Raw genomic sequence first — 23238 nt, forward strand, 5'->3', positions numbered from 1 at the left:
CAGCAGACGTGGCCCGCGATCTCGCCGTCGGCCATCGCGATCAGGGACAGAGCGTCGAGATGGCGCCGCTGGCGCGGAGGTCGTCGACGAGCTGTGGCTCGACCGGCGGCTCGCCCTGGTAGTGCGGAGCGAAAGCGTCGGCGTGCACCCGACGGATCGCGGACTCGTCACCGGGCAGCTCACGACGGATCAACACTGTTCTGCCTCTCACTCTGCCGGGCCGCTTCGTCAGCGAGGCCCCTGCGGATCTCGTCCCAGCCGCGTGCCAGGGCGGTGGCGGGCCCCGTCCAGAAGACGAACATCAACGGGCGCATGCGCGACCGGACGCCGTTTTTCGCCAGTCGTGCCCGTCGCACCTTGCCGAACGGTCGAGCAGACGCGACTGAGGCCTACCGCCGGGCACCGGACGAGTCAACTCCCGGGGCAGCGCCGCTCAGCGCCCGGACACCGATGTGGACAGCACGGCCGGGCAGCTCCCCCGGGCGAACGTCGCCCGGGGGAGCTTCGCAGGGCCTTCATGCCGACCGCGGTCAGGAGTCGCACGTCGCCAGACGATCGGCGGGCCGGATCTGCCGGTCCGGGGCCAGCCGCTCGGCGAGGAACTCCTCCCAGCTGCGGCTCCCGATGTCGGCACCGGCCAGGGAGAGGTTGACGCCCGCCCGGTAGGCACGGCCCGCCTTCCCGGGCATCCGCACCGGCATCATCGGCCGGCGCTTGCCACGTGCCTGCAGGTAGCTGCCGACCAGCTCCCCCATCCCGTACACCTGGGGTCCGGCGAGGTCGGCCACCCGCCCAACCGGGCGACCGAGGGCGAGGTCCACCAGCCGTGCCGCCACCTCCCGGGAGTCCACCGGCTGGAACCGCAGCCCGCCCGGAACCGGCACCACCGGCAGCTTCGCCATCTTCTCGGCGACGGTCAGCACGAGGTCGTGGAACTGGGCAGCGCGCAGGACGGTCCACGGCAGGCCGGAGCCGGCCACGGCCCGCTCGGCGCCCAGCTTCGCGCGGAAGTAGCCCAGCGGGACCGTGTCGGCGCCGATGACCGAGATGTACACGAGATGCCGCACCTCGGCGCCTGCCGCCGCTCGCACCAGGTTGCGGGTGGCGACGTCGTCACCCTTCGGCCCGCCGGCGAGGTGCAGCAGGGTGCTCACTCCTGCCACGGCCCGGTCGATCCCTTCGCCGTCCAGCAGGTCGCCGGCCACGTACTCGATGCCGTTCCTCGACTCGCGGGGGTGCCGGCTCAGGACCCGTACGTCCCGCCCGGCCGCCCGCAGCAACGGGACGACGTGGCTCCCCAGCGTTCCGGTGCCGCCGGTGACCAGGATGGGTGCGCTCATGGTTCCTCCGTGTTCGTCCACTTCGGGAGTCCGTCCTCCCTGTCACGACCACGCGTCCTCGCGGGTCACTTCTGTGACACCCGACGAGAGAGGAACGTGACAGCGATGGACGACCGCGAGTGGCTGACCGAGCGCTTCGAGGCGCACCGGCCGCGGCTGCGAGCCGTGGCCTATCGGATGCTCGGGTCGCTGAGCGAGGCCGAGGACGCCCTGCAGGACAGCTGGCTACGCCTCGACCGCGCCGACACCGGCAACGTGCAGAACCTCGAGGCGTGGCTGACCACGGTGGTGGCGCGGGTGTGCCTGAACAAGCTCCGCTCCCGCGAGCAGCGACGCGAGGTGCCGCTCGACCTCCACGTGCCCGACCCGATCGTCAGCCCGGAGTCCGGCCTCGATCCTCAGAACGAGGTGCTGCTGGCCGACTCGGTCGGGCTGGCGCTGCAGGTGGTGCTCGACACCTTGACCCCCACCGAACGGCTGGCCTTCGTGCTGCACGACATGTTCGCGGTGCCGTTCGAAGAGATCGCCCTGATGATCGAGCGGTCCCCGGTGGCGGCCCGGCAGCTGGCCAGCCGCGGGCGCCGCCGGGTCCGGGGGCAGGCGCCGGCACCCGACCCGGATCTCCCCCGCCAGCGCCGCGTCGTCGACGCCTTCTTCGCCGCCGCCCGCGACGGCGACTTCGAGGCCCTCGTGGCCGTTCTCGACCCCGACGTCGTGCTCCGGTCCGACGCTGGGCGCGGCCCCGCCCGCCTCACCACCCTCATCACCGGCGCCCGGGCCGTGGCCGAGCAGGCGGTCACCTTCGGCCGGCTCTCCCCGTTCGCCCGGCCCGCGCTGGTCAACGGGACTCCAGGGGTCGTCGTCACGGCGCACGGCCGGCCGTTGTCGGTCATGGCCTTCACCGTGAGCGGCGGGAGGATCGTCGCGATCGACGTGCTCGCTGACCGGGACCGACTGGAAGGGCTGGAGATGGACGCCTTCGACGACTGAATGCGATGAAGACGGGGGCCTCCCCCCGGATCACGCTTGCGGTGAGAGCCGGCGAGCGGAACGGAAGGAGGCCCGGTCCTCATGTTGCACGTTGGGTTGGACCTGAGCAGGACTCGGCTGGATGTGCATGTCATGGACGAGGCGGGCGCGCCGCTGGCGGTGACCACCGCGGCGCCGGACGCCGGTGGGCTGGCCTCGCTGGCCCACCGCGTCGACGAGCTCGGTGGGCCGGTGGCGGCGGCGATCGAGTCGATGAACGGCGCCCGCTTCGTCCATGACCCGCTCGAGCTGCGCGGCTGGGCGGTGGAGATCGCCGACGCGGGGCTTGGTCAAGGGCTTTTGCGCCGTTGGCCTGCAAGACCGACAGGATCGACGCGTGGGTGCCGGCCGAGCTGTCCCGCCGCGATCTGGTGCCGGCGATCTGGCTGCCGGACCCAGCGGTGCGCGCCGAGCGGGAGCGGGCCCGGTGGCGGCTGCACCTGGTGCGTCACCGCACCGCGCTGAAGAACCGCATTCCCGCCACCCTGCTGACGTTCGGCCATCCCTGCCCGGTCTCGGACCTGTTCGGCGCCGCCGGCCGGCGGCTGCTGGACAGTCTGCAGCTGCCCGAGCCGTGGGCGGCCGATGTGGCCGTGGCGCTCGAGCTGATCGACCTCCTGGACGGGCAGATCGACGACTGCGAGGCCGCGCTGCGCATCTTCGGCGCCGATCATCGGTATGTGCCGTTGCTGATGAGCGCGCCCGGGATCGGGTGGGTGCTCGGCTACACCATCGCCGCCGAGATCGGCGAGATCGGCCGGGGTTCTCCACGCCGAAGAAGCTGGTCGGCTACACCGGGCTGTGCCCGGCGGTGGATCAGCCCGGCGGGCATGACTGGCGCGGGGAGCTGGCCAGGAACGGCCCGAAGTACCTGCGCTGGGCGCTGATCGAGGCGGCCACCCACGCCGCCCGCCACCCGGTCTACGCCGAGCGCTACCAGCGCACCCAGACCCGCCTCGGTACGCAGCGCGAAGCGAAGGTCGCCCGCGTCGACATCGCCCGCAAGCTCGCCGAGGCCACCTGGTGGATGCTCACCACGAGAAGGCCCTTCGCTCCGGCAGGCGCCCCGCATTGCGCTCTGGCCGCATGGACGGCCCTCGACTGAGATGCGCCACCGGAGCGAAGTCCCTCCCATCCGGCCTGGTCCTCCCGACGAGGAGGCGATAGCGAGATGAGCCCGGCTCCCGCCGACCCGAGCGGGCCCCACCCACGCGCGCAACGCCGATCCCTCCCCGTCGGCGGCGCAGCGATGCTGCCGCCGGTTCGCCCCGCCTCCAGGTCGTTCGTCCTCGCCGCTGCGCGGCTGCGGGCGCTCCACCTGGACCCGCTTCTCACCGACGGCAATCAACCCTTGCCGCGAACGGGAACGGATGCACCAAGAACCCCGCTTGACCCCGGCCCCCGTCTTCATAGGGAGCGCACCCAGCCACTCCACGGGTCGTAAGCTCGCTCGACCACCTGGCTCTGTCGACTCGACAGGCGTGTGCGCATGTAGCGTGTCGCCCCTCGGACACAGTCCACCCTGGCGTTCCTGTAGGTCAGGAACTTGGGGTGGCTCCCTCTGGGGGCCAGGTGAGAGCGGGCCTCTGATGCCGCCGCGATACTCGGCGGCGCCTGGCGCTATCAGCGTCACCGTTGTTGAGCAGCACGGCTAAACGGTCCGCCGCCTGGCGACCCACACCGGGGTGGGGCTGCTGGTGGACGGTGAGCGTCATCATCGCGTTGGCGTGGCCGAGCGGCTCGGAGGCCACCTTGACTGGCTCGCAGGCTGCCAGCAGCAAGCCGCACCGGTGTGCCGCAGGTCGGGCAGCCAGCTCACCGGTGGCTGGTGCTCCCCCAACGCCCCGCGCGCGCCTGAAGCACATCGGCTTCGCACTGCTCGCTGTGCTGTGACTGGCCTTCGCCGTCACCGCCTTCGGCCTCCCGACGCCGGGTCGCGGCCCGTGTCCGCTGACCTTCCGGTGGCTTCCCGAGGCGGTTCCCCCGGACTGTCGCGCCTCGTCGCGAACCGCCCACCGGGATCTGTCCGGCGAGCCCGGGGGCTGGCAGTATCGGTGCCTGTCAGGAGGCGTCGTGACCGGACCACCGAGTTCGCCACTGCTGTCGGTGAAGCACGCGGTCCCACCTCCACGACCCGCGGCAGTGCGCCGGAAGCGGCTGCACGACGGGCTCCGCGCCGCCCGGGAAGCACGGCTGTGCGCCGTCGTGGCCCCCGCCGGCTGGGGCAAGACGACGCTTCTGGCGCAGTGGGCGAGGGAGCCCGAGCAGCGGCTGTGCACGGCGTGGGTGTCGCTCGACCGGTCGGACGACGAGCCGGTCCGGTTCTGGGCCTATGCACTGACGGCGCTGTCCGCGCTAGACGCGACGGTGAGCGCGAGGGCGCTGGCCGCACTATCCGCTCCCGCGGTGGATCCGGTGACCGTCGCGGTGCCCACGCTGCTGAACGACCTGGCCGCCATCTCGGCCCAGTACGTGCTCGTCCTGGACGACGTCCACGTCCTGCACGACCGCCAGGTCTGGGAGGGGCTCGAGTTCCTGCTCGAGTACCTGCCGCCGTCCCTGCGTGTGGTGATGGCCGGGCGAGCCGACCCGGCACTGCCCCTGGCCCGGCTGCGGGCACGCGGTCAGCTCGCCGAGATCCGGGCGGACGACCTGCGCTTCACCCTCGAGGAGTCCGCCGACCTGTTCGCCGCGGTCGGCGGATCCCGGTTGCCGCCGGCCTCGGCGGCGCAGCTGTGGGAACGCACCGAGGGCTGGGCGGCCGGGCTGCAGCTCGCCGCGCTCTCCGTCCGGGGCTCCGGCGAGCCGGAGGCCGCGGTGTCCCGGCTCCGCGGCGACGACCGCCATATCCTAGACTATCTGGCGACCGAGGTCCTGGACCGCCTGGACCCGGCGCAGCTCGATCTGCTCGTCCGGATGTCCGTCCTGAGGCGGCTGTCGGGTCCACTCTGCGACGCCGTGCTCGGGCGGAGCGGCTCGGCCGGGATCCTGCGGAACCTCGAACAGGCAAGCCTCTTCGTCGCGGCGCTCGACCCGGCTCGTCGGTGGTACCGGTGCCACAGCCTCCTGCGCGACGTACTGCGCCGGGAGCTGGAGGCCACCGATCCCGACGCCGTGCCGTTGCTGCTGGGTCGGGCGGCCGACTGGTACGCGGCGGAGGGCCGGACGGACGAGGCCGTCCGGCTGCTGATCGCCGCAAGGGACATCGCCCGGGCGATGGCGCTGCTGCGGTCGTCGCAGGCGTGGTTCTTCGAGTCCGGTGCCGCGGCCGTCTACCTGCGGCTGGGTGAGGAGGCGGTCGCGGCGGGAGGGCCCCCGGACGCCGAGGTGTACGTGATGCTCGCGTACGCCGCCGTGCTCAGCGGTCGGTTCGACCGCGTGCGCCACTGGTGCGACGCTGCCGACCCCTTCGTGGGGGACCGGACGCCGCCCGTCGACGGATGGCGGAGCGCCCGCGCCCTGCTGCTGACGATGCGGGCCGCCTACGGGCACGAGGAGGGCGACCGGTCCTCCGCCGACCTCGTCGAGGGCGCTCGCGCCGTGCAGCTCGAGGCCGATGCCGGGCGACCCGGCTACGTCCTCGCGCGTGCGGCGCTGGCGAGCGCGTACATGCGGGCCGGACGTTACGAGGACGCGGTCGCCCTGCTGACCGATGCGTGGCAGCGACCCTCGCGCGCGCTGCTGCCGACCCCAGCGCTGCTGCAGACCGCCGGCCTCGTGGCCCTGAACCGCCTCCAGGTGGGCGATGTCGAGGTGGCGAAGGAGGTCTGCGACGAGGTGTCGGCCACCGCCGACGCCGTGGAGGGCGCGTGGGGGGAGGCCGCCGCCTCGTCGGTCACCTGGCTCCGGCTCGTCCAGGGCCGCCTCGCGCGTTCCCGTGGGGACCTGATCCTCGCGCGGAGCCGGCTGCGCGGCGCGGTCCGGCTCGCCGACGTCTGGGGGCGGGACCTGGAACTGGTCCGGGCGCTGAGCAGCCTGGCCGAGGTGGAGCTCGCGGCCGGCGACCGCCGAGGCGCGCGCGAGGCGGCCACCCGCGCTCGCGAGGTTGCCGACGCGGCGCCGATCCGGCCGCTGGCGGCGGCGGAGCTGCAGGCTGTCGAGACACGGCTCGGCCGAGGCGCCGTGCGGGCCGCACGGCGCCTCGGCCGCCTCCACGAGGACCTCACCGACCGGGAGCTGTCGGTGCTGCAGGCGTTGTCCGGACCGGCCACCCAGCGCGATATCAGCGCTGCGTTGTTCCTGTCCGTCAACACCGTGAAGGGCTACACCAAGAGCCTCTACCGCAAGCTCGGCACCTCATCCCGCCGCGACGCGGTCGAGCGGGGCAGGGCGCTCGGCCTGGTCTGAGCCGGTCGCCACGGCAGCCGCAGCCTCGCCCTGGCGCCGCCGGGAGCGCCAGCCCGCCCCGGTCAGGACGAGCAGGCCGAGGGCACTGGCGAAGGCGACGGTGTCGCCCGAGCGGGCGTACCAGGTGGTCGAACCCTGAGTCGGCACGGACACCACGAGCGTCTGCTCGGTGGCGGTGAAGTAGTCGGCCTTGTGGCCGAGCAGGCGGCCCTGCGCGTCGGTGGCCAACGAGATCCCCTGGCGCGTCGGACGGATCAGTGCGACGCCGTTCTCGACGGCCCGGAAGGGTGCCTGCTGGGCGTGCCACGCCGAGATGCTGCGCCAGTCGCTGGACGGCACCAGCAGGATGTCCACCCCGGCCCGCCCCGCCTGGCGGACCAGCCCGGGAAAGAAGTCGTCCTGGCAGATGATCGTGGCCAGCCGGCCGTGGGGCGTGTCGACCGTCGGGACGACGCCGGGGCCGGCCTCGTGCCCGTCACCGGGCGTCGGCCTGGCCTTCAGATAGTCCCAGACGACCGCGCCGCTCGGATCCAGCAGAACGGCGTGGTTCTCGTTGACCGCTGCGCCGTCCGCTCCGTCGCCGGCGTCGGCCAGCTGGACGATCATCGAGACCTGGAGGTACACCTCGTGCTCCCGCGCCAGGTCAGCCGCGCGCGCCACGACGGCGGCTTGGTCCTCCTCGAGCGTGCGCGCTGCGGCCTCGGACCACGCGATGATCTCCGCGCCGGCCTCGGCCTCGCGCTCGGAGCGCTCGAACAGCTCGTCCAGCACGGGTCGGAAGTACTCGTCCCGGACAGCGGCGCGCTGGGCTGGATCCCCAGGGGTCAGCGGCGGAGCCGCGTAGGCCTGGTCGGACAGCCGCCGATCGGGGGCGAGGGCGGCCACCCGCACCGTGTCGGCTGCCGGCGCGGCGAACGCCAGCTGCGCCCCACCGGAGAGCAGAGCCGCAGCCAGCGTCGCGACGAACACCACGGTCGGAGCCCGGTGCCGTGAGCCGTCCCGACCACGCTCCCAGACCTCGTTCACGACCGGCGCCAGCCAGCTGATCAGGAATGTCAGACCCCAGATCCCGGTGACGGACACCAGTTGCAACAGCGGAAGGCCGGCGTACTGGGAGTAGGCCGTGCTGCCGGCGGTGCCGTAGGCGCTGGTCATCGCTCCGACGAAGTCCGCGGTCGTCACGGCTGCCGGGAAGACCAACGTGCGCGGCAGGCCGGTCAACCTCGGGGCCAGGAGTCGGTCGACCGCGAAGGGCACCGCGCCACCCAGGCCGAGGAGGGCGACGAAGGCGTAGTACTCGATACCGGTCTCGACGGGGAAGAATTCGTCTCGCAGGGCCACCAGCAGCGCCAGGGACGTCGCGACGGTGACGACGAAGAGCCCGGTCGAGGGCCGCTGGCTGCGCGTGAAACGCATCAGGAATACGGGCGCCACCCACGCCGCCAGGGGCACCAGGGTCTGCATGTTCGCGAAGGGCAGCAGTCCCGCACCCAGGAGCAGCCACACCCACGGCCGCCTGACGACCGGGGCCGGTGGAAGCGCTGGGCGCGTTCCGTCCCGGGCCGCCGTACCGGCGGACGTGGCGACCGCTTCACCGCTGATCGTGGACATGTCGACTCCTCTCGCTGCTGCTGCGGATCACGGCGACGAGGAGGACCCCGGCACCGACGTCCCAGACCTGGGTCAGAAGCGCCCTCAGTGCGGCCTGGTCGGGAAGCGAGCAACCGATCACCGTCCCGGCCGGCCCCGCGGAGACGCGGGCGTCGTCGAAGCGAGCCCGCACCATCCCGATGACCGCCGACGGCATCGGGTCGGTGACTACCAGGCAGTACGTCGATCCCACGGTGACCTCCTGCGTCGCAACCACCGTGGCGCGGCCCGCCCGCCGGGCACACCACCCGCCCCGCAGAACCACCCCGGGTAGCTCCTGAGCCCCTTCTCGGGACGGCTCGCTGCTCCCAGCGGTCCGCACGTCATGTTCCGCAGGACGACTGCTGTTGCCGCACCTCGGGCCCCGACGCCGAGGACGAGTCGGTAGGTCGACATGGGGACACGCGCCGTCGATCTCTGGGCAGGGGGCACGCGTGGCCTGTTCCGGCTCTCGCGGTGGCAACGGGCCATCGGCCGGGCTTTGCGCCTCAGGTGGCCCTTCGGCCGGCTATGAGGTAAATCTCACGTGCCGGTTGCACCGAGTTGCATGTCCTTGTCGACACCGCCCGGGAGACCTCATGTTCCAGCAGGAACTCGCCCCGCTCGGGAGCCTCACCGTCTCGGCGCTCGTCGCGCTCCTCCCGTTGCTGACGATCTTCGTCCTGCTCGGTGCGCTGCGGTGGAAGGCGCACTGGGCGGGCCTCGCGTCGCTCGTCGTCGCGATCATCGTGGCCGTCGCCGCGTACGGCATGCCGGTGGGCCTCGCGGTCCTGTCGGCCACGCAGGGCGCCGTGTTCGGCCTGTTCCCGATCATGTGGATCGTCTTCACGGCGATCTGGCTCTACCAGGTCACGGTGGTGAGCGGGCGGTTCGAGGACCTGCGTGCCGCGTTCCACCTGATCTCCGACGACCCGCGGGTGCAGGCGATCATCATCGCGTTCTGCTTCGGCGGGCTGCTCGAGGCGCTCGCGGGCTTCGGCGCTCCGGTCGCGATCACGGGCGTCATGCTCATGGCGCTCGGCTTCTCCGCGGTCCGCGCGGCCGTGGTGGTGCTGCTGGCCAACACCGCACCTGTCGCGTTCGGCGCGATCGGCACCCCGATCATCACCGCGGGCACGCTGACGGGTATCGACTACAACGAGATCGGGGCCTACGTCGGCCGCCAGACGCCGTTGCTCGCGTTCATCGTGCCGGCGCTGCTGGTGCTGATGGTGGACGGCAAGCGCGGGCTGCGGCAGACCTGGCCGGTGGCGCTGTCGGTAGGTGTCACGTTCGCGGTCGGCCAGTTCGTGGCCGCCAACTACCTGTCCGTCGAGCTCACCGACATCGTCGCCGCGCTAGCGGGGCTCGCCGCGGCGGTCGTCACGCTCAGGGTCTGGACCCCGCGGGGTTCCGAGGAGGCCGCCGCGCGGCTGCACGGCGAGCACGAAGTAGAGCAGGCCGGCCCGCAGGACCGGGAGGAGGCCGGCTCCGTGACGGCGGCAGGGGCGGGCACGCAGACGCAGACGCAGCAGCAGGCGCTGGCCGAGCACGCTGCGGGTCTCACCCGCAGCAAGGTGCTCATGGCGTTCTTCCCGTACCTGCTGGTCATCGTGGTGTTCTCGCTGGCGAAGCTGTGGACGCCGCTGTCGACCTTCCTGGTCGGCCGCGACGTCAAGATCCCGTGGCCGGGCCTGGACCAGAACGTGCTCAGCGCCGCGGGCACGCCGGTGACGTCCACGGTCTACAACTTCCCGTGGTTGTCCTCGCCGGGCTCGCTGCTGCTGATCTGCGGGTTCGTCACCGCCCTGGTCTACCGCGTGCCGCTCGGGCGGGCCCTCCGCGAGCTGGCGGCCACGGCCGTCAAGCTGCGCTGGGCCTTCCTGACCGTGGCCATGGTGCTCGCCCTGGCCTACGTCATGAACCTCTCCGGTCAGACGATCACGATCGGCACCTGGATCGCGGGCACCGGCGCGGCGTTCGCGTTCCTCTCACCCATCCTCGGCTGGCTGGGCACAGCCGTCACCGGTTCCGACACCTCGGCCAACGCCCTCTTCGCGACGCTGCAGCAGACCGCGGCTCAGCAGGCGGGGCTGGACCCGACACTGCTCGTCGCCGCCAACACCTCGGGCGGCGTGGTAGGCAAGATGATCAGCCCGCAGAACCTGACGATCGCCGCGACGGCCGTGGGCATCGTCGGGCGGGAGGCCGACCTGTTCCGCAAGACGATCTTCTGGAGCATCGGCCTGCTCCTCGTGCTGTGCGTGCTCATCTATCTCCAGTCCAACCTCCTGTCCTGGATGCTGCCGTGACCGGATAGGAAACGCCGCGGTCGCGCGGCTCGCCCCGGGCCGTCCGCTGACGTGGGTCTCTGGCCCGTCGGCGACCAGCGACATTGAGCTCGACCGGGTGGAGGGCGTGCACGGCCCGCGCACCCTGCAGGTGATCGTCGTCGGAGGAGACCGATCATGACCTTGGACCGGACGCTCGTCGCCGAGCTGGAGGCGATCGTCGGTGCGAAGCACGTGCGCACCGACCCCGGCGACGTGGAGCCGTACGCGCGCGACGCGACGCCCGTCTTCCGCGCCGTGCCCGACGCGGTGGTGTGGCCGGCCGACACCGAGCAGGTCGCGGCCCTGCTGCGGCTGGCGACCGAGCGGCGGGTGCCGGTGGTGCCGCGCGGGGCGGGCTCGAACCTGTGCGCGGCCACCGTCCCCGAGCGGGGCGGCATCGTGCTCGTCCTCACCCGGATGGACCGGATCCTCGAGATCAGTCCGGGAGAGCTGCTCGCCCGTGTGGAGGCGGGGGTGCCGACGTCCGTGCTGGCCGACGCCGCAGCTGCCCAGGGCCTGCTTTACGCGCCCGACCCGGGCAGCCGCACCGTCTCCACCGTGGGCGGCAACGTCGCGACCTGCGCGGGCGGGCTGCGCGGGCTCAAGTACGGGGTCACCCGCAACTACGTCCTGGGCACCACCGCGGTGCTGCCGACCGGCGAGGTGATCAGCACCGGCGGCCGGCTGTGGAAGGACGTCGCCGGCTACGACCTCACCCGGCTGCTCACCGGCTCCGAGGGCACGCTCGGGGTGCTCACCGAGCTGACGGTCGCGCTGCTGCCGATGCCGGCCACCACCAACACCGGCGTCGCGTACTTCGGGTCGCTCGCGGAAGCGGGCCGCGCCGTCGACGCGATCATCGGCGACGGGATCGTGCCGGCGACCCTGGAGTTCCTCGACGCCAAGTGCATCGGCGCGGTGGAGGAGTACGCGAACCTCGGGCTGCGGCTCGACGCGGGGGCGCTGCTGCTCTTCGGCGACGACGGCCCGGCGGACGTGGTCGACCGCAACCTCGGCCGTATCGGGGAGCAGTGCACGATCAGCGGGGCCCTGGAGGTGACCCTCGCCGAGGACGTCGCCCGCTCGGAGGCGCTGCTCACGGCCCGCCGGTGCTCGCTGCCGGCGCTGTCCCGGCTGGGCACGTTGACGCTGCTCGAGGACGCGACCGTGCCGCGACCGAGGCTCGCGGCGATGGTCGACCGCATCGACGAGATCGCCGACCGGTACGAGGTGCCGATGGCGACCTTCGGGCACGCCGGCGACGGCAACCTGCATCCGACCTGCGTGGTCGACCAGCGCGACGAGGCCGCGATCCACCGGGCGCACAAGGCGTTCGGGGACGTGTTCGCCGCCGCGATCGAGATGGATGGGACGATCACCGGCGAGCACGGCGTCGGCGCCGCGAAGCTGCCGTACCTCGCGGCACGGCTCGGAGCCGACCAGATGGCCCTGCTGCGCCGGATCAAGGCGGCCTTCGACCCGGCCGGGATCCTCAACCCGGGGAAGCTGGGATCATGACCGGCCTGCAGCACCCGCCGCACGAGCAGCACATGGCGACGCCACCGGGCCGGGGGATCTTCGACCCCCAACTGCTCGACCGCTGCATCTCCTGCGGGTTCTGCCTGCCCGCGTGCCCCACCTACGCGGTCTCCAAGGACGAGGGTTCGTCGCCGCGCGGGCGCATCACGCTGATGCGCGCACTGGAGACGGGCCGGCTCGACGAGGACGACCCGCGTCTACGCGAGGAGTCGTCGTTCTGCCTCGGTTGCCGGGCCTGCGAGCCGGTGTGCCCCGCGGGCGTGCAGTACGGCGACCTGCTCGAGGAATGGCGCGACCACCAGTGGCGAGGCCGACACCGGCCACCGCTGGCGCAGGCGCTGATGATGGTGGCGGAGCGGACACCGCTGCTGCGGATGATGGGGCTGGTGCGCCGGCATGCGCGGACTGCGGCGGTCCCCGTGCAGACCTCCTTGATGCTCGGCTGCTTCGAGCGGGGCCTGTTCCCAGGCGTCAGCCGGGCGGTCCGGACGCTGCTGCCCGACATCGCCGTCCCCCCGCAGCAGGGCTGCTGTGGGGCGCTGCACGCGCACAACGGCGAGTCGGAGAAGGGTCGGGAGCTGGCCCGGAAGCTCGGGGAGCAGCTGCCCGGGACGATCGTCACCACCGCCGGCGGGTGCGCGGCGCACCTCGCGGGCGTGCTCGGGCGCGACCGCGTGCACGAGCTCTCCGAGCACCTGGCGAAGACGGGCGCGACGCCGGTCGGGGAGGTCAAGATCGACGGACGGCGCGCCCGGGTGGCGATCCAGGACTCCTGCCACCTGCGCAACGGGCTGCGCGTCTTCGCCGAGCCGCGGGCGCTGATTTCCGCCGTGGCGGACTTCGTGCCCGTCAGGGGCGACGAATCCTGCTGCGGCTCCGCCGGCACCTACTCGCTGCTGCGCCCCCGCGACAGCAAGCGGATCCTCGCGCCGAAGCTCGACGCGTACGAGGCCGCCGGGGTCGACTACGTCGTGACGGTCAACCCGGGGTGCCAGCAGCAGCTGCACGCCAACCTACGCCGGCGGGAGAGCGCGATCCGCGCCGTCCACCTCGCGGACCTGCTCGCCGCGGCGGCCGAGGGTCGGCCCCTGACGCGGGGACGGCGGTGGCGGGTGCCGCGGGTCCGGTTCGATCTACGCCGGGGGTCGCGGAGGCGGGGCGCAAGCGGTGGCACGGCGGGCTGGTCCGCCTGATCGACGGCGGTGCCACGCCCCCTCGGTGGCGCGTGAACCCGTCGGCTGTTGACCGGGCAACGAGTGGAGCCCCGAACGAGTCACCAACATCGCCATGGGCACCGGGATCGACGGCATCGTGGAGTCCCCATGTCGGCCACGGCCGCACCGACCGCACCCTGGCCCGCGGCGGGCTCGCCAGTGCGCTGTGCCCGATGCAGGAAACGCCACGGACGCGGCACATGATCGGCTGATCCATGCGCCATCCCGTGACAGCCACCCGGTGATGGGCCTCTCCGCTCGCAGTCGCGCAGCCACGCTCAGGGCAGATCGCCGAGCGTGTAGTCCTGGGTGGCCACGACGTGGTGGACCGGCAGGCCGTACTTCGCACCGACCGCGCGAGGCAGGTCCATCCGCAGCCAACGGGACTTCTCCTCCGGCAACGTGGAGATGATGAACCCGGCGTACCCCGGGTTGCGCTCCACCTCCCCGTCGATGGCCTCGATCGGATCGGGCGCGCCGACGCGGACGTCGCTGAGCGGCACTCCCCTCTTGGCGAACAGTGTCCTGGCTCGGTCGGCGAGCTTGTGGGCAGCGACGTCGGCGTCACGCTCGTCGCCTCGCCGGAACAGCAGGTGCCGTACCGGCGTCGCCGGGACGAGGAGCACGAACTCCGCCTCCCTGTCCTGCTCCCTGACCGCGCGAACCTGCTTGAGCAACTCCGGGTTGGTGACCGTCTCGTGCGCGACCACGAGGTACCGAGTCATGTCTGCTCCTGCGAACGCCGATGTTCACGGGCAAGTCGTGTCGGCGATGGTGCCACGGGGGCGAACGCGGGTGCGACTGCGAGTGCCGCCTGCGGCTGCACAGGACTTGGCCACGCGGCGCCGTGAGGCGCCGCGTGGCCTGGAACCGAGAGTCTGACCGCCGCGGGGCATCGACCCATCGCCCCGTGGCTGTCGCGTGGTCCGACGGGTGGATGCAGCCGTCCATCACCGCGGCGCTGAGGAATCGGCCTCGGCCTGGTGTGGGACCGGTTCAGGAGGCCGGGCTCGGTGCGTGGTCGTCGAGGACGGCCTCCCGGGTCCGCGGCTCCGCGCCGCTACCGGCTGTTGCCTTGGCCCGCTGCCGCCAGCGCGTCAGTGCCGGCTCGGTGTAGCCGTTGGGTTCCTGCCGTCCGGAGAAGACCAGGTCCAGCGCCGCCTGGAACGACGGGCTGCCGTCGAGGTCGGCGCACATCGGCTGGTAGCCCGGCTCGCCGGCGTTCTGCTCGTCGACCAGCGCCGCCATCCGGGCGAAGGTCTCGCGGACCTGAGCCTCCTCGACCAGCCCGTGGTGCAGCCAGTTCGCGATCTGCTGGCTGGAGATCCGCAGGGTCGCGCGGTCCTCCATCAGGCCCACCCCCTCGAGGGTGGGCACGGTCGAGCAGCCGATGCCCAGGCCGACCCAGCGCACGACGTAGCCCAGGATGGACTGCGCGTTGGTCTCCAGCTCGTGCCGCTTCTCCTCGTCGGAGAGGCCGGCGCCGCCGTCGGGCAGCACCGGGGCCACGAGCAGGCCCCGCCGGTCGGCGAGGGGGCGCTTGCTGATCTCCTCCTGCACCGAGAGCACGTCCGTCTCGAGGTAGTGCAGCGCATGCAGCGTGGCCGCGGTCGGCGAGGGCACCCAGGCGGTGTTCGCCCCGGCCCTCGGGTGCGCGCCCTTGGTGTCGAGCATCTCCCGCATCGCCGCCGGCTTGGCCCACATGCCCTTGCCGATCTGCGCCTGCCCGGCGAACCCGGCGCGCAGCGCCACGTCGACGTTGCGGTCCTCGTAGGTCGTCAACCAGGTCTGCGACCTCTGGTCGTCCTTGCGGACCACGGGCCCGGCCTCGAAATCGGTGTGGATCTCGTCGCCGGTGCGGTCGAGGAAGCCCGTGTTGACGAAGATGACACGGTCGGCCGCCCGCGCGATGCAGGCCTCCAGGTTGGTCGAGGTGCGCTTCTCCTCGTCCATGATCCCGATCTTGAGGGTCGTCGGCTCCAGGCCGAGCGCCTCCTCCACGGCGGCGAGGAGCTCCACGGACAGGGCCACCTCGTCCGGGCCGTGCATCTTCGGCTTGACGATGTACACGCTGCCGGTCCGGGTGTTGGAGACGCGGCCGTTCCCACGGAACTCCTGCAGCGCGGCGGTCGCGGAGACGAGCGCGTCGAGGACCTCCTCGAGGATGGGCTCGCCGTCGGCGGTGCGGACGGCGTCCAGCCGCATGTGGTGCCCCACGTTGCGCACGAGCAGCAGCGACCGGCCGGGCAGGGTCAGCTCCTGGCCGTCGACGCCGACGTAGCTGCGGTCGCCGTTGACGGTGCGGGTCACGGTGCGCCCGCCCTTGCCGAACGACGCGGTGAGCTCGCCGGTGCGCAGCCCCAGCCACGTCCGGTAAGCGCCCACCTTGTCCGGCCCGTCGACCGTGGCGACCGAATCCTCCAGGTCGACGATCGTGGTCACCGCGGACTCGAGCGCAGCGTCGGAGACCCCGGCGTGGTGCTGGGCGCCCACCCGGGTCGAGGGGTCGATCGCCAGCTCCAGGTGCAGCCCGTGCCGGCGCAGCAGGACCGCGGCCGGCCGGTCGCCGTCGCCGTCGCCGTCGCCGGGCCGGTGCCCGGCGAACTGGGCCGGGTCGGCCAGGCCGGTGGTCCCCGCCGCCGTCTCGACGGCGAGCTCCCCCGGTGAGGGCACCCGGTACGCGACGACGTCGCCGTGGCTGCCCTCGGCCAGCGGGAAGTAGCGGTCGAGCAGGCGGTCGGCCTCGGCGATGACCTGGGCACCGCGGCGCTCGTCGTAGCCCGGTGCCAGCTCGTGCTCCGTCGGCAGCGCGTCCGTGCCGTAGAGCGCGTCGTACAGCGACCCCCAGCGGGCGTTCGCGGCGTTGAGCGCGTAGCGCGGCACGGTCGCCGGGACGACGAGCTGGGGACCCGGCACCTCGGCGATCTCGCGGTCCACGCGCTCCACGTGGACGGTGGGCTCCTCCAGCGGCAGCAGGTAGCCGATGTCGGTGAGGAAGGCCTCCAGCGCCTCGACGTCGCCGACCCCGTGCTCCCGGTGCCAGGCGTCGATCTGCGTCTGCAGCTCGTCGCGGCGGCGCAGCAGTTCACCGACCCGTCCGGAGAACCGCTCCTGCAGCTCGGCGACGGTCGACCAGAACTGCGCCGGCTGCAGATCGAGCCCGGCCAGCAGCTCCTCGCCCACGAAGTCACGCAGCGCAGGGTCGACGTGCAGGCCGGCGGTAGCGGTTGCGTCGCTCACGATTTCCACCCTCGTCTCTCTCGTGTGTCGGGACTTCCGTCCCGCGCGTCCACCGTCTCGTTCTCGGAACGGGACAGGGACGTACCCGGCGCATGCGGCCCTAGGCCTAGACGGCGCCGGGTTCGGCGGTCCGATGGCCATCATCAGCGGCACGTGGCCGGTCGGCCCAGTGGCCGCAGCGGTCACTGTCCGGCCGACCACCGACAGCCGTGTGCGCATGTACCGTGTCGCCCCTCGGACACCCTTGCCGGGGCCGTTTGCGCGGCGCACCGGTATCGCGATCACGCTTACGCACGCGTCGGCGGCGCGGCCGCCGGGCGACCGCCCGGACGGCCTGCTCAAGGTCCTGAGCGCCACGGCCGCCCCGCGCGACCGCAGACTGGCCCGACGCTACAGGGCGAGATCGGCTGGATCCCACCGGCCCGGCACGAGGATGACCTCCACCGGCACGACACCGCGGCGACCACCGTCGCGGCGTCAGTTCCGAGCCCCACTGAGCTCGGCACGGGACGCCGGTGACGACCGCTCACGCCTGCGCTGACGCGGCCTCCCGCACGTCCTCCACCTCGAGGTCGAGGTCGCCGTCCCGGACCACGACGCGCACCCGATGGCCGCTGCGCACCCGGCCGTCGAGCATCAACCGGGAGAGCCGGTTGTCCACCTCGCGCTGGATGGCCCGGCGCAGCGGGCGGGCGCCGAAGTGCGGTTCGAACCCGCGCTCGGCGAGCCAGCTGACCGCCTCCGGAGTGAACTCGACCTCGATGCCCTGGGCCCGCAACCGCCGGCGGGTCTCGTCCAGCATCAGGTCGGTGATCCGCCCCAGCTGGGTGTTGTCCAGCTGTTGGAACACCACGATCTCGTCGATCCGGTTGAGGAACTCCGGCCGGAACGCCTCCCGCAGCCGGCGCATCACCTGGTCGCGCAGGTCGGCGTTGGACTCGTGCGCGGTGCTGTTGCCGAACCCGAGCGGGCCGTGCCGCCCGACGATCAGCTCCGACCCGAGGTTGCTGGTCATGATGATCACGGTGTTGCGGAAGTCCACGGTCCGGCCCTGGGAGTCGGTCAGCCGGCCGTCGTCGAGCACCTGCAGCAGGGTGTTGAAGACGTCGGGGTGGGCCTTCTCGATCTCGTCGAAGAGCACCACCGAGTACGGCCGGCGGCGCACCGCCTCGGTCAGCTGCCCGGCGTCCTCGTATCCCACGTAGCCGGGCGGGGACCCGACCAGCCGGCTGACCGTGTGCCGCTCCTGGAATTCGCTCATGTCCAGCCGGATCATCCGGTCCTCGTCGCCGAAGAGCGCCTCGGCCAGCGCCCGCGCCAACTCGGTCTTGCCCACGCCGGTCGGCCCCAGGAACAGGAAGCTGCCGATCGGACGGTCCGGGTCGCCAAGGCCGACACGCGAGCGGCGCACCGCCTCGGCGACGACCTCGACCGCCTCGTCCTGCCCGACCACCCGCTCGTGCAGGCGCCGCTCGAGGCCGAGCAGCCGCTCCATCTCCTCCTGGGTGAGCTGGCTGACCGGGATGCCGGTGGCCCGGGACACCACCTCGGCGATGTCCTCGACGCCGACCTCGGGGACGCCCGGCACCTCACCGCCGCCCTCCCGGGCCTGCTCGAGCCGCTGCTGGGCCTCGGCGACCTGGTCGCGCAGCTCGGAGGCCCGCTCGTACTGCTCGGCCGCGACCGCCTGGTCCTTCTCCCGCTGCAGCCGCTCGGCCTCGTGCTCCAGGCCGCGCAGGTCGGTCGGGGGCGTCTTCACCCGCCGGCGCACGCGTGCCCCCGCCTGATCGATGAGATCGATCGCCTTGTCGGGCAGGTGCCGGTCGGTGATGTAGCGGTCGGAGAGCTCCACGGCCGCGACGACGGCCTCGTCGGTGAACCGGACCTGGTGGTGGGCCTCGTATCGGTCGCGCAGGCCGCACAGGATCTGCACCGTGTCCTCGACGCTCGGCTCGGCCACCAGGATGGGCTGGAAGCGGCGCTCCAGCGCGGCGTCCTTCTCGATGTTGCGGCGGTACTCGTCGAGCGTCGTGGCGCCGATGATGTGCAGCTCGCCGCGGGCGAGGGCCGGCTTGAGCATGTTGCCGGCACCGCCGGACCCCTCGGAGGCGCCTGCCCCGACGACGGTGTGCAGCTCGTCGATGAACGCGATGACCTCGTCGCTGTGCTCGCGGATCTCGTCGATGACCTTCTTCAGCCGCTCCTCGAAGTCGCCGCGGTAGCGCGTGCCGGCGACCAGTCCGGTCAGGTCGATCTCCACCACCCGGCGGCCGCGGAGGGTCTCCGGGACGTCGCCCTCGGCGATCTGGGCGGCGATCCCCTCGACGATCGCGGTCTTCCCGACGCCGGCCTCCCCGATGAGCACGGGGTTGTTCTTGCGCCGCCGGGAGAGCACCTCGACGGTCTGCTCGATCTCCTGCTCCCGGCCGATCACCGGGTCGATCTCCCCGTTGCGGGCCATCGCGGTCAGGTCGCGGCCGTACTCGTCCAGCGTCGGGGTGCTCGACGGGGGCCGACCGGCCCCGCCCTGCCCGCCGCCTGCGCCGCTGACGGCCTGCTGCAGGGCCTCCGGCGTGACGCCCCGCTGGCGCAGGAGCCGCCCACCGGGCGAGTCCGGGTTGACCGCCAGCGCGAACAGCAGGTGTTCGGGACCGATGTAGGTGGAGCCCAGCGCGCGGGAGATCTGGTGGGCGTCGAGGAGGGCGCGCTTGGCCGCGGGGGTGAGGGCCGGCGTCTCGGCGCGCGGCTCGCCGCGACGCGGCACGCCGTCGAGCTCGGCGCGCAGCTGCGCCGGGTCGGCGCCCGCGCGGCTGATCAGCTGCCGGGTGGGCTCCTCCTCGGTCATCGCCCGCAGCAGGTGGTCGGTGTCGAGGTCCGGGCTGCCCACCTCGGCGGCCCGGCGCGCGGCCGCGTTCACCAGTTCCCGGGCCTGCTCGCTGAGGAACTGGGTGATGTCGACGCGCTGGCGGGGCTGGCGAGCGCCGCCCATGTAGCGGGCGAAGAAGTCGTCGAAGGGGCTGCCGTAAGAGCCTGGGAAGTATCCGCTGGTCATCGCTCGTCCGTCCCGGGAGTGGCGTGGTCCCCTACTGCCCTACTCGTCCTGGGTCGGGATCTCCATCGGTCATCCTGCCGAGGCGGCTGTCCATCGAGGCGGACCGCCTCGCATCGGGCCGTGCCGGTCCTCCTCTGTCCTTCTGCGCGCCGCTGTCCGGGGGGACCTCGCCAACGGGCTCATCGTCGTCACCTGGGGCTCAGTGGCGCTGACCGGCCCCTTGCTCGGCTGCCGGACCTGCCCCGCTGCACCGACGGGGGCTTCGCGCCCACGCCGGAGTCGGCCGGGCACGGCGTCATCGAGTTCGGCAACCGGCCCCTACGTTCCCGCTCACCGCGCGGCTGTGGTCGCGGCGCTGGGCGTGGTCCTCCGGTCCGCGCGGCAGGACCTGCGCCGCTGGCGGTGCTGAGCTTCCTCGGCATCCCGGACGCTCAGCCGAACGCGGTCATCGACATCAACGCCGCACCACCGGTCGCAGCGCCTGGAGAAGTGCCCGCGCCCGATCGTCCACGCTTTCCGCCGCGTCAGCGATGACGGGCGATCTCCTGGAACAGCGGGGCGGGGACTGCACGACGAACCTCCGGTCCGTGGGCGTCGGCGACCACCCCCTCGAACGCACCGGGACGGCCGCCCCGCTGGTCGCCGGCCAGGCCGACGGCACGGAGCCAGGCCGGCCCGACCGGTGAACCGCACGCGCGCGTCCGCGACGGCTCAGGACTGCGCGCGCCTGACCAACTTCCTGGCGCCGGAGAACACCAGCCAGGCCGCCGCCAGCCAGGGGCCGGCGACGACGATCGGATCCAGCCACTGGTGCTTCAGGTCGGCACGGTGCTGGCCGAAGCGCGAACTCAGGCCGTGGCGGGTGAACTCGCTCAGCACGCCCGTCTCGGTGATGGGGTTGTCGGGGCGCAGCGTGAGGAAGGACGTGAGGTGGTGCTCCCAGGCGTCGACCCGGTCAGCCAGTACCAGGAGCAGCCAGTGCGCGGACTGGCCCTCGCTGTAGCGGGCGTAGGCCAGCCTGCGGATGGTGCCGGACAGGCCCTTCGGCGGGCAGGCCGTCCCGAAGACCGGGGTGAGGAACTTGTGCTCGATCGAGCGCTCGCGTGGCCACTTCTGCGGCTGCCGCTCCGGGAACTGCCAGTGCGCGCCGGTGTTCTCCTGGAACACCAGCCGGCGCGCTGAGGGGCGGTCCTTCGGGTCCAGGTCCACGCCCCAGCCGGAGATGCGCTCTCGCAGCGCATCACTGGACTCGGCGATCGGTGGCTTCTGCGGTGTGTACGCCATGGTTGGCCTCCTGTCAGGCCGCGCTCGGGACGACCAGCGGCTTGATGCAGCCGTCCAGCTTGGAGGAGAAGACGTGGTAGCCCTCGGTGATGTGCTCGAGGGGGAAGCGGTGCGTGACGAGCTCCCTGGGCTTGAGGTAGCCGTTGCGCACGTGTTCGAACAGCCGCGGCCACTGCCTCTTCACCGGGGTCTGGTTCGAGTGCAGGGTCAGGCCCTTGTTCATCAGGTCACCCATCTTCACGTTGCTGAAGAGCGGCCCGAAGCCGCCCACCACCGAGATCGTCCCGCCCTTGCGGACGGAGTCGATCGCCCAGTTCAGCGCCACCGGCGAACCGCCGCCCTGCAGCTTCAGCTTCGACGCGGTGACGTGCTGGAAGAAGGCTCCGTCGGCCTCCGCGCCGACGGCCTCGATGGCCACGTCCGCGCCGAAGAAGTCGGTCTGCTTCTTCATCTCGAGAACGATGTCGCGGTACTCGGTGAAGTTGAAGGTCTCCGCCTGGGCGAACTCGCGCGCCTTCTCCAGCCGGTAGTCCAGGTGGTCGATGACGATGACCCGGCCGGCGCCCATGAGCCACGCGGACCTCGCCGCGAGAAGTCCCACCGGCCCGGCACCGAAGACGATCACCACGTCGCCCTCGACGATGTCGCCGAGCTGGGCGCCGAAGTAGCCGGTCGGGGCCGCGTCGGTCAGCAGCACGGCGTCCTCGTCGGACATCCAGTCCGGGATCAGGGTCGGTCCGACGTCGGCGAAGGGCACCCGCACGTACTCCGACTGAGCACCGTCGTACCCGCCGGCCGTGTGGGAGTAGCCGTAGATGCCGCCGACGGCGTAGTGGTTGGCGTTGGTGTTGTTACAGTTGGAGTACAGCCCGCGGGTGCAGTACCAGCAGGACCCGCAACAGATGTTGAACGGCACCATCACCCGGTCGCCGACCTGCAGGTTCTGCACCGACGAGCCGACTTGCTCGACCACCCCGATGAATTCGTGACCGAAGGTCATCCCGATCCGCGTGTCCGGCATCGCCCCGTGGTACATGTGCAGGTCCGAGCCGCAGATCGCCGCGAGCGTCACCCGCACGATCGCGTCGTTGGGATGCTCGATCGCGGGGATGTCCTTCTCCTCGACCCGGATCTTGTACGGCCCCCGGTACACCATCGCTCGCATCGAATGCTCCCCTCAGGTGCGCTCGGCCGCGTCCCGCCGCCGTCGCCGCAGTAGATACCCACGCCACATCCGACTCCGTATCGGCAGAACGACCGATCTCCGTCGGCCGGCACGCGACGCTGCCGCCGCTCGGGTCGCCCGGCGTTCACTGTGGCCAACAGCCGGTTCGCCGAAGAACAGCGTCGTCTCGGACGGACCGGATGCGGCGAGCGCCAGGGCGCCCTGCGCGACGGCCAGTTGCACGCCCGGGGTCGCCCGTGGCGCCCCGGCTCAGCCGTCGCACCGCGGCCAGATCAGCATCGGGGTCAGTGCAGCCCCGGTTGGCGGTTCCCCCGCACTCCCTCCTGATCATGCAAGCCGCGTAGACGTATCCAGCAGGCCTCCCCGATGGACGGCAACCAGCGGACGTCGACTACCCGGCCGGCAAGGAGGTGCTGGTCGCCGCCGAGCGGGCGGGCGCGCCCGATGCGGTGGTCCGCAGCCTCCGGGCCATCCCGCCGGTCGAGTACCGCAACCGTGCGGAGGTGATGCGCTCGGTACCCGGAGACCCCGGAGCGGGCCGATCGGCGAGCCGGGCGGCCGAGCAGGCCCGCACCCGTGCCCCCAGCGGGGTCGCCGAGCACATGCGCGAGCCCCGCTAGAACCGGGTCGACGGCACTCAGGTCCGCGGCGCCAGTTCGTAGGTCGGTCCCAGATCGGTGGGGCCGGCGCCGGGCACCTCGTGCAGGATCTTGGGCTCGCTGTGCCACAGACGGTGGACGGCGGCCCGCGCCCGTTCGAGGTCCAGCCCGGCAGCACGAGCGATGTCCTGCAGGTGCGGAGCGCCGACACCGACCTCCGCCTCGGCCACGGCCCGGTAGACCGCGGCGTCTTCCCCCGACAGGTCCTCGACTCGCATGGTGGTCCTCCCCGGGACGGCAGCGCGACACCGCGTTCGGCGTCACAAGACGCCTACCCGGCTTCCGCGTCGGGTTCTGCTCGGCGCCGGAGAACATCCATGGGTTGACATCAAGGACCGGCAATTCCCGGAGCCACCGCGGCCGCTCACGGGCCAGGTTGACCAGCG

General features: G+C 72.4%; 17 protein-coding genes and 1 pseudogene. 9 read left to right on the forward strand and 9 right to left on the reverse strand.

Going from position 1 to position 23238, the window contains the following annotated elements; all coding sequences use genetic code 11:
* Positions 1-530 precede the first annotated feature (530 nt).
* Positions 531-1340, reverse strand: coding sequence for an SDR family oxidoreductase (locus tag BLW63_RS23120; RefSeq protein ID WP_091161554.1), 810 nt, complete (start codon positions 1338-1340; stop codon positions 531-533).
* Positions 1341-1445: 105 nt separating this feature from the next.
* On the opposite strand from BLW63_RS23120, the gene sigJ reads away from it, so the two are divergent.
* The 4 genes from sigJ to BLW63_RS23135 all read left to right on the forward strand — a co-directional run bounded on the left by sigJ (position 1446) and on the right by BLW63_RS23135 (position 6716).
* Positions 1446-2330, forward strand: coding sequence for an RNA polymerase sigma factor SigJ (gene sigJ / locus BLW63_RS23125; protein WP_091161557.1), 885 nt, complete (start codon positions 1446-1448; stop codon positions 2328-2330).
* A 380-nt stretch (positions 2331-2710) separates the two neighbouring features.
* On the forward strand, positions 2711-3256 hold the full coding sequence (locus tag BLW63_RS28230; protein ID WP_244522750.1) for a hypothetical protein: 546 nt from the start codon (positions 2711-2713) through the stop codon (positions 3254-3256).
* The gene (locus tag BLW63_RS27110) at positions 3181-3474 is read left to right on the forward strand and encodes a transposase (protein ID WP_244522751.1); all 294 of its coding nucleotides are present in this window, start codon (positions 3181-3183) and stop codon (positions 3472-3474) included. Before BLW63_RS28230 ends, BLW63_RS27110 begins: the two co-directional genes overlap by 76 nt.
* Before the next feature lie 968 nt (positions 3475-4442).
* On the forward strand, positions 4443-6716 hold the full coding sequence (locus BLW63_RS23135) for a winged helix-turn-helix domain-containing protein (RefSeq protein ID WP_211517256.1): 2274 nt from the start codon (positions 4443-4445) through the stop codon (positions 6714-6716).
* Here BLW63_RS23135 and BLW63_RS23140 read toward each other — a convergent pair.
* Both BLW63_RS23140 and BLW63_RS23145 read right to left on the reverse strand, forming a co-directional pair.
* Positions 6666-8222, reverse strand: a complete 1557-nt coding sequence (locus tag BLW63_RS23140; RefSeq protein WP_211517257.1) for a nitrilase-related carbon-nitrogen hydrolase — start codon at positions 8220-8222, stop codon at positions 6666-6668. The two genes, BLW63_RS23135 and BLW63_RS23140, sit on opposite strands and share 51 nt — an antisense overlap.
* Positions 8223-8307: 85 nt before the next feature.
* Positions 8308-8559: a hypothetical protein gene (locus BLW63_RS23145; RefSeq protein WP_139263761.1), complete on the reverse strand. Its 252-nt coding sequence runs from the start codon at positions 8557-8559 to the stop codon at positions 8308-8310.
* Positions 8560-8944: 385 nt separating this feature from the next.
* Here BLW63_RS23145 and BLW63_RS23150 point away from each other — a divergent pair, with 385 nt between their 5' ends.
* The 4 genes from BLW63_RS23150 to BLW63_RS23165 are packed head-to-tail and all read left to right on the forward strand — an operon-like array spanning position 8945 to position 13410.
* Positions 8945-10657 carry an L-lactate permease gene (locus tag BLW63_RS23150; RefSeq protein ID WP_091161569.1) on the forward strand — a complete coding sequence of 571 codons (1713 nt, stop codon included), beginning with the start codon at positions 8945-8947 and terminating at the stop codon, positions 10655-10657.
* Between the two features lie 46 nt (positions 10658-10703).
* Positions 10704-10817, forward strand: coding sequence for an LUD domain-containing protein (locus BLW63_RS28235; RefSeq protein ID WP_280140568.1), 114 nt, complete (start codon positions 10704-10706; stop codon positions 10815-10817).
* Positions 10814-12196 carry an FAD-binding oxidoreductase gene (locus tag BLW63_RS23160; RefSeq protein WP_091161572.1) on the forward strand — a complete coding sequence of 461 codons (1383 nt, stop codon included), beginning with the start codon at positions 10814-10816 and terminating at the stop codon, positions 12194-12196. The genes BLW63_RS28235 and BLW63_RS23160 overlap by 4 nt, the downstream gene beginning before the upstream one ends.
* Positions 12193-13410, forward strand: a complete 1218-nt coding sequence (locus tag BLW63_RS23165; protein ID WP_211517258.1) for a (Fe-S)-binding protein — start codon at positions 12193-12195, stop codon at positions 13408-13410. Before BLW63_RS23160 ends, BLW63_RS23165 begins: the two co-directional genes overlap by 4 nt.
* A 299-nt stretch (positions 13411-13709) precedes the next feature.
* Here the strand turns inward: BLW63_RS23165 and BLW63_RS23170 are convergent, their stop codons facing one another.
* The 5 genes from BLW63_RS23170 to BLW63_RS23190 all read right to left on the reverse strand — a co-directional run bounded on the left by BLW63_RS23170 (position 13710) and on the right by BLW63_RS23190 (position 22172).
* Positions 13710-14156 carry a hypothetical protein gene (locus BLW63_RS23170; RefSeq protein WP_091161574.1) on the reverse strand — a complete coding sequence of 149 codons (447 nt, stop codon included), beginning with the start codon at positions 14154-14156 and terminating at the stop codon, positions 13710-13712.
* Between the two features lie 271 nt (positions 14157-14427).
* Positions 14428-16671: a malate synthase G gene (locus tag BLW63_RS23175; RefSeq protein ID WP_211517259.1), complete on the reverse strand. Its 2244-nt coding sequence runs from the start codon at positions 16669-16671 to the stop codon at positions 14428-14430.
* Between the two features lie 526 nt (positions 16672-17197).
* Complete coding sequence (locus BLW63_RS28700) at positions 17198-19723, reverse strand: ATP-dependent Clp protease ATP-binding subunit (RefSeq protein ID WP_091161576.1); 2526 nt, start codon at positions 19721-19723, stop codon at positions 17198-17200.
* Positions 19724-20434: 711 nt separating this feature from the next.
* Positions 20435-21007, reverse strand: coding sequence for a hypothetical protein (locus BLW63_RS23185; protein WP_091161578.1), 573 nt, complete (start codon positions 21005-21007; stop codon positions 20435-20437).
* 13 nt (positions 21008-21020) lie between these two features.
* Entirely contained in the window at positions 21021-22172 is a 1152-nt protein-coding gene (locus tag BLW63_RS23190; RefSeq protein WP_091161580.1) for a zinc-dependent alcohol dehydrogenase, read from the reverse strand.
* 416 nt (positions 22173-22588) lie between these two features.
* Between BLW63_RS23190 and BLW63_RS29095 the strand changes: the two are divergent.
* Positions 22589-22813, forward strand: a pseudogene (locus BLW63_RS29095) (DUF2795 domain-containing protein); the annotation flags it as partial.
* A gap of 17 nt (positions 22814-22830) precedes the next feature.
* On the opposite strand, the gene BLW63_RS23200 reads toward BLW63_RS29095, so the two are convergent.
* On the reverse strand, positions 22831-23070 hold the full coding sequence (locus BLW63_RS23200) for a hypothetical protein (protein ID WP_091161585.1): 240 nt from the start codon (positions 23068-23070) through the stop codon (positions 22831-22833).
* Positions 23071-23238: the final 168 nt, after the last annotated feature.

Origin of the sequence: Geodermatophilus africanus (assembly GCF_900107105.1) — a bacterium.
GTDB classification, from domain to species: domain Bacteria; phylum Actinomycetota; class Actinomycetes; order Mycobacteriales; family Geodermatophilaceae; genus Geodermatophilus; species Geodermatophilus africanus.

Bases quoted from the DNA above. Each gene is read 5' to 3' on its own strand.
- BLW63_RS23120 (WP_091161554.1), bottom strand. From the start codon at position 1,340: ATGAGCGCACCCATCCTGGTCACCGGCGGCACCGGAACGCTGGGGAGC.
- sigJ (WP_091161557.1), top strand. From the start codon at position 1,446: ATGGACGACCGCGAGTGGCTGACCGAGCGCTTCGAGGCGCACCGGCCG.
- BLW63_RS23150 (WP_091161569.1), top strand. From the start codon at position 8,945: ATGTTCCAGCAGGAACTCGCCCCGCTCGGGAGCCTCACCGTCTCGGCG.
- BLW63_RS23160 (WP_091161572.1), top strand. From the start codon at position 10,814: ATGACCTTGGACCGGACGCTCGTCGCCGAGCTGGAGGCGATCGTCGGT.
- BLW63_RS23165 (WP_211517258.1), top strand. From the start codon at position 12,193: ATGACCGGCCTGCAGCACCCGCCGCACGAGCAGCACATGGCGACGCCA.
- BLW63_RS23170 (WP_091161574.1), bottom strand. From the start codon at position 14,156: ATGACTCGGTACCTCGTGGTCGCGCACGAGACGGTCACCAACCCGGAG.
- BLW63_RS28700 (WP_091161576.1), bottom strand. From the start codon at position 19,723: ATGACCAGCGGATACTTCCCAGGCTCTTACGGCAGCCCCTTCGACGAC.
- BLW63_RS23185 (WP_091161578.1), bottom strand. From the start codon at position 21,007: ATGGCGTACACACCGCAGAAGCCACCGATCGCCGAGTCCAGTGATGCG.
- BLW63_RS23190 (WP_091161580.1), bottom strand. From the start codon at position 22,172: ATGCGAGCGATGGTGTACCGGGGGCCGTACAAGATCCGGGTCGAGGAG.
- BLW63_RS23200 (WP_091161585.1), bottom strand. From the start codon at position 23,070: ATGCGAGTCGAGGACCTGTCGGGGGAAGACGCCGCGGTCTACCGGGCC.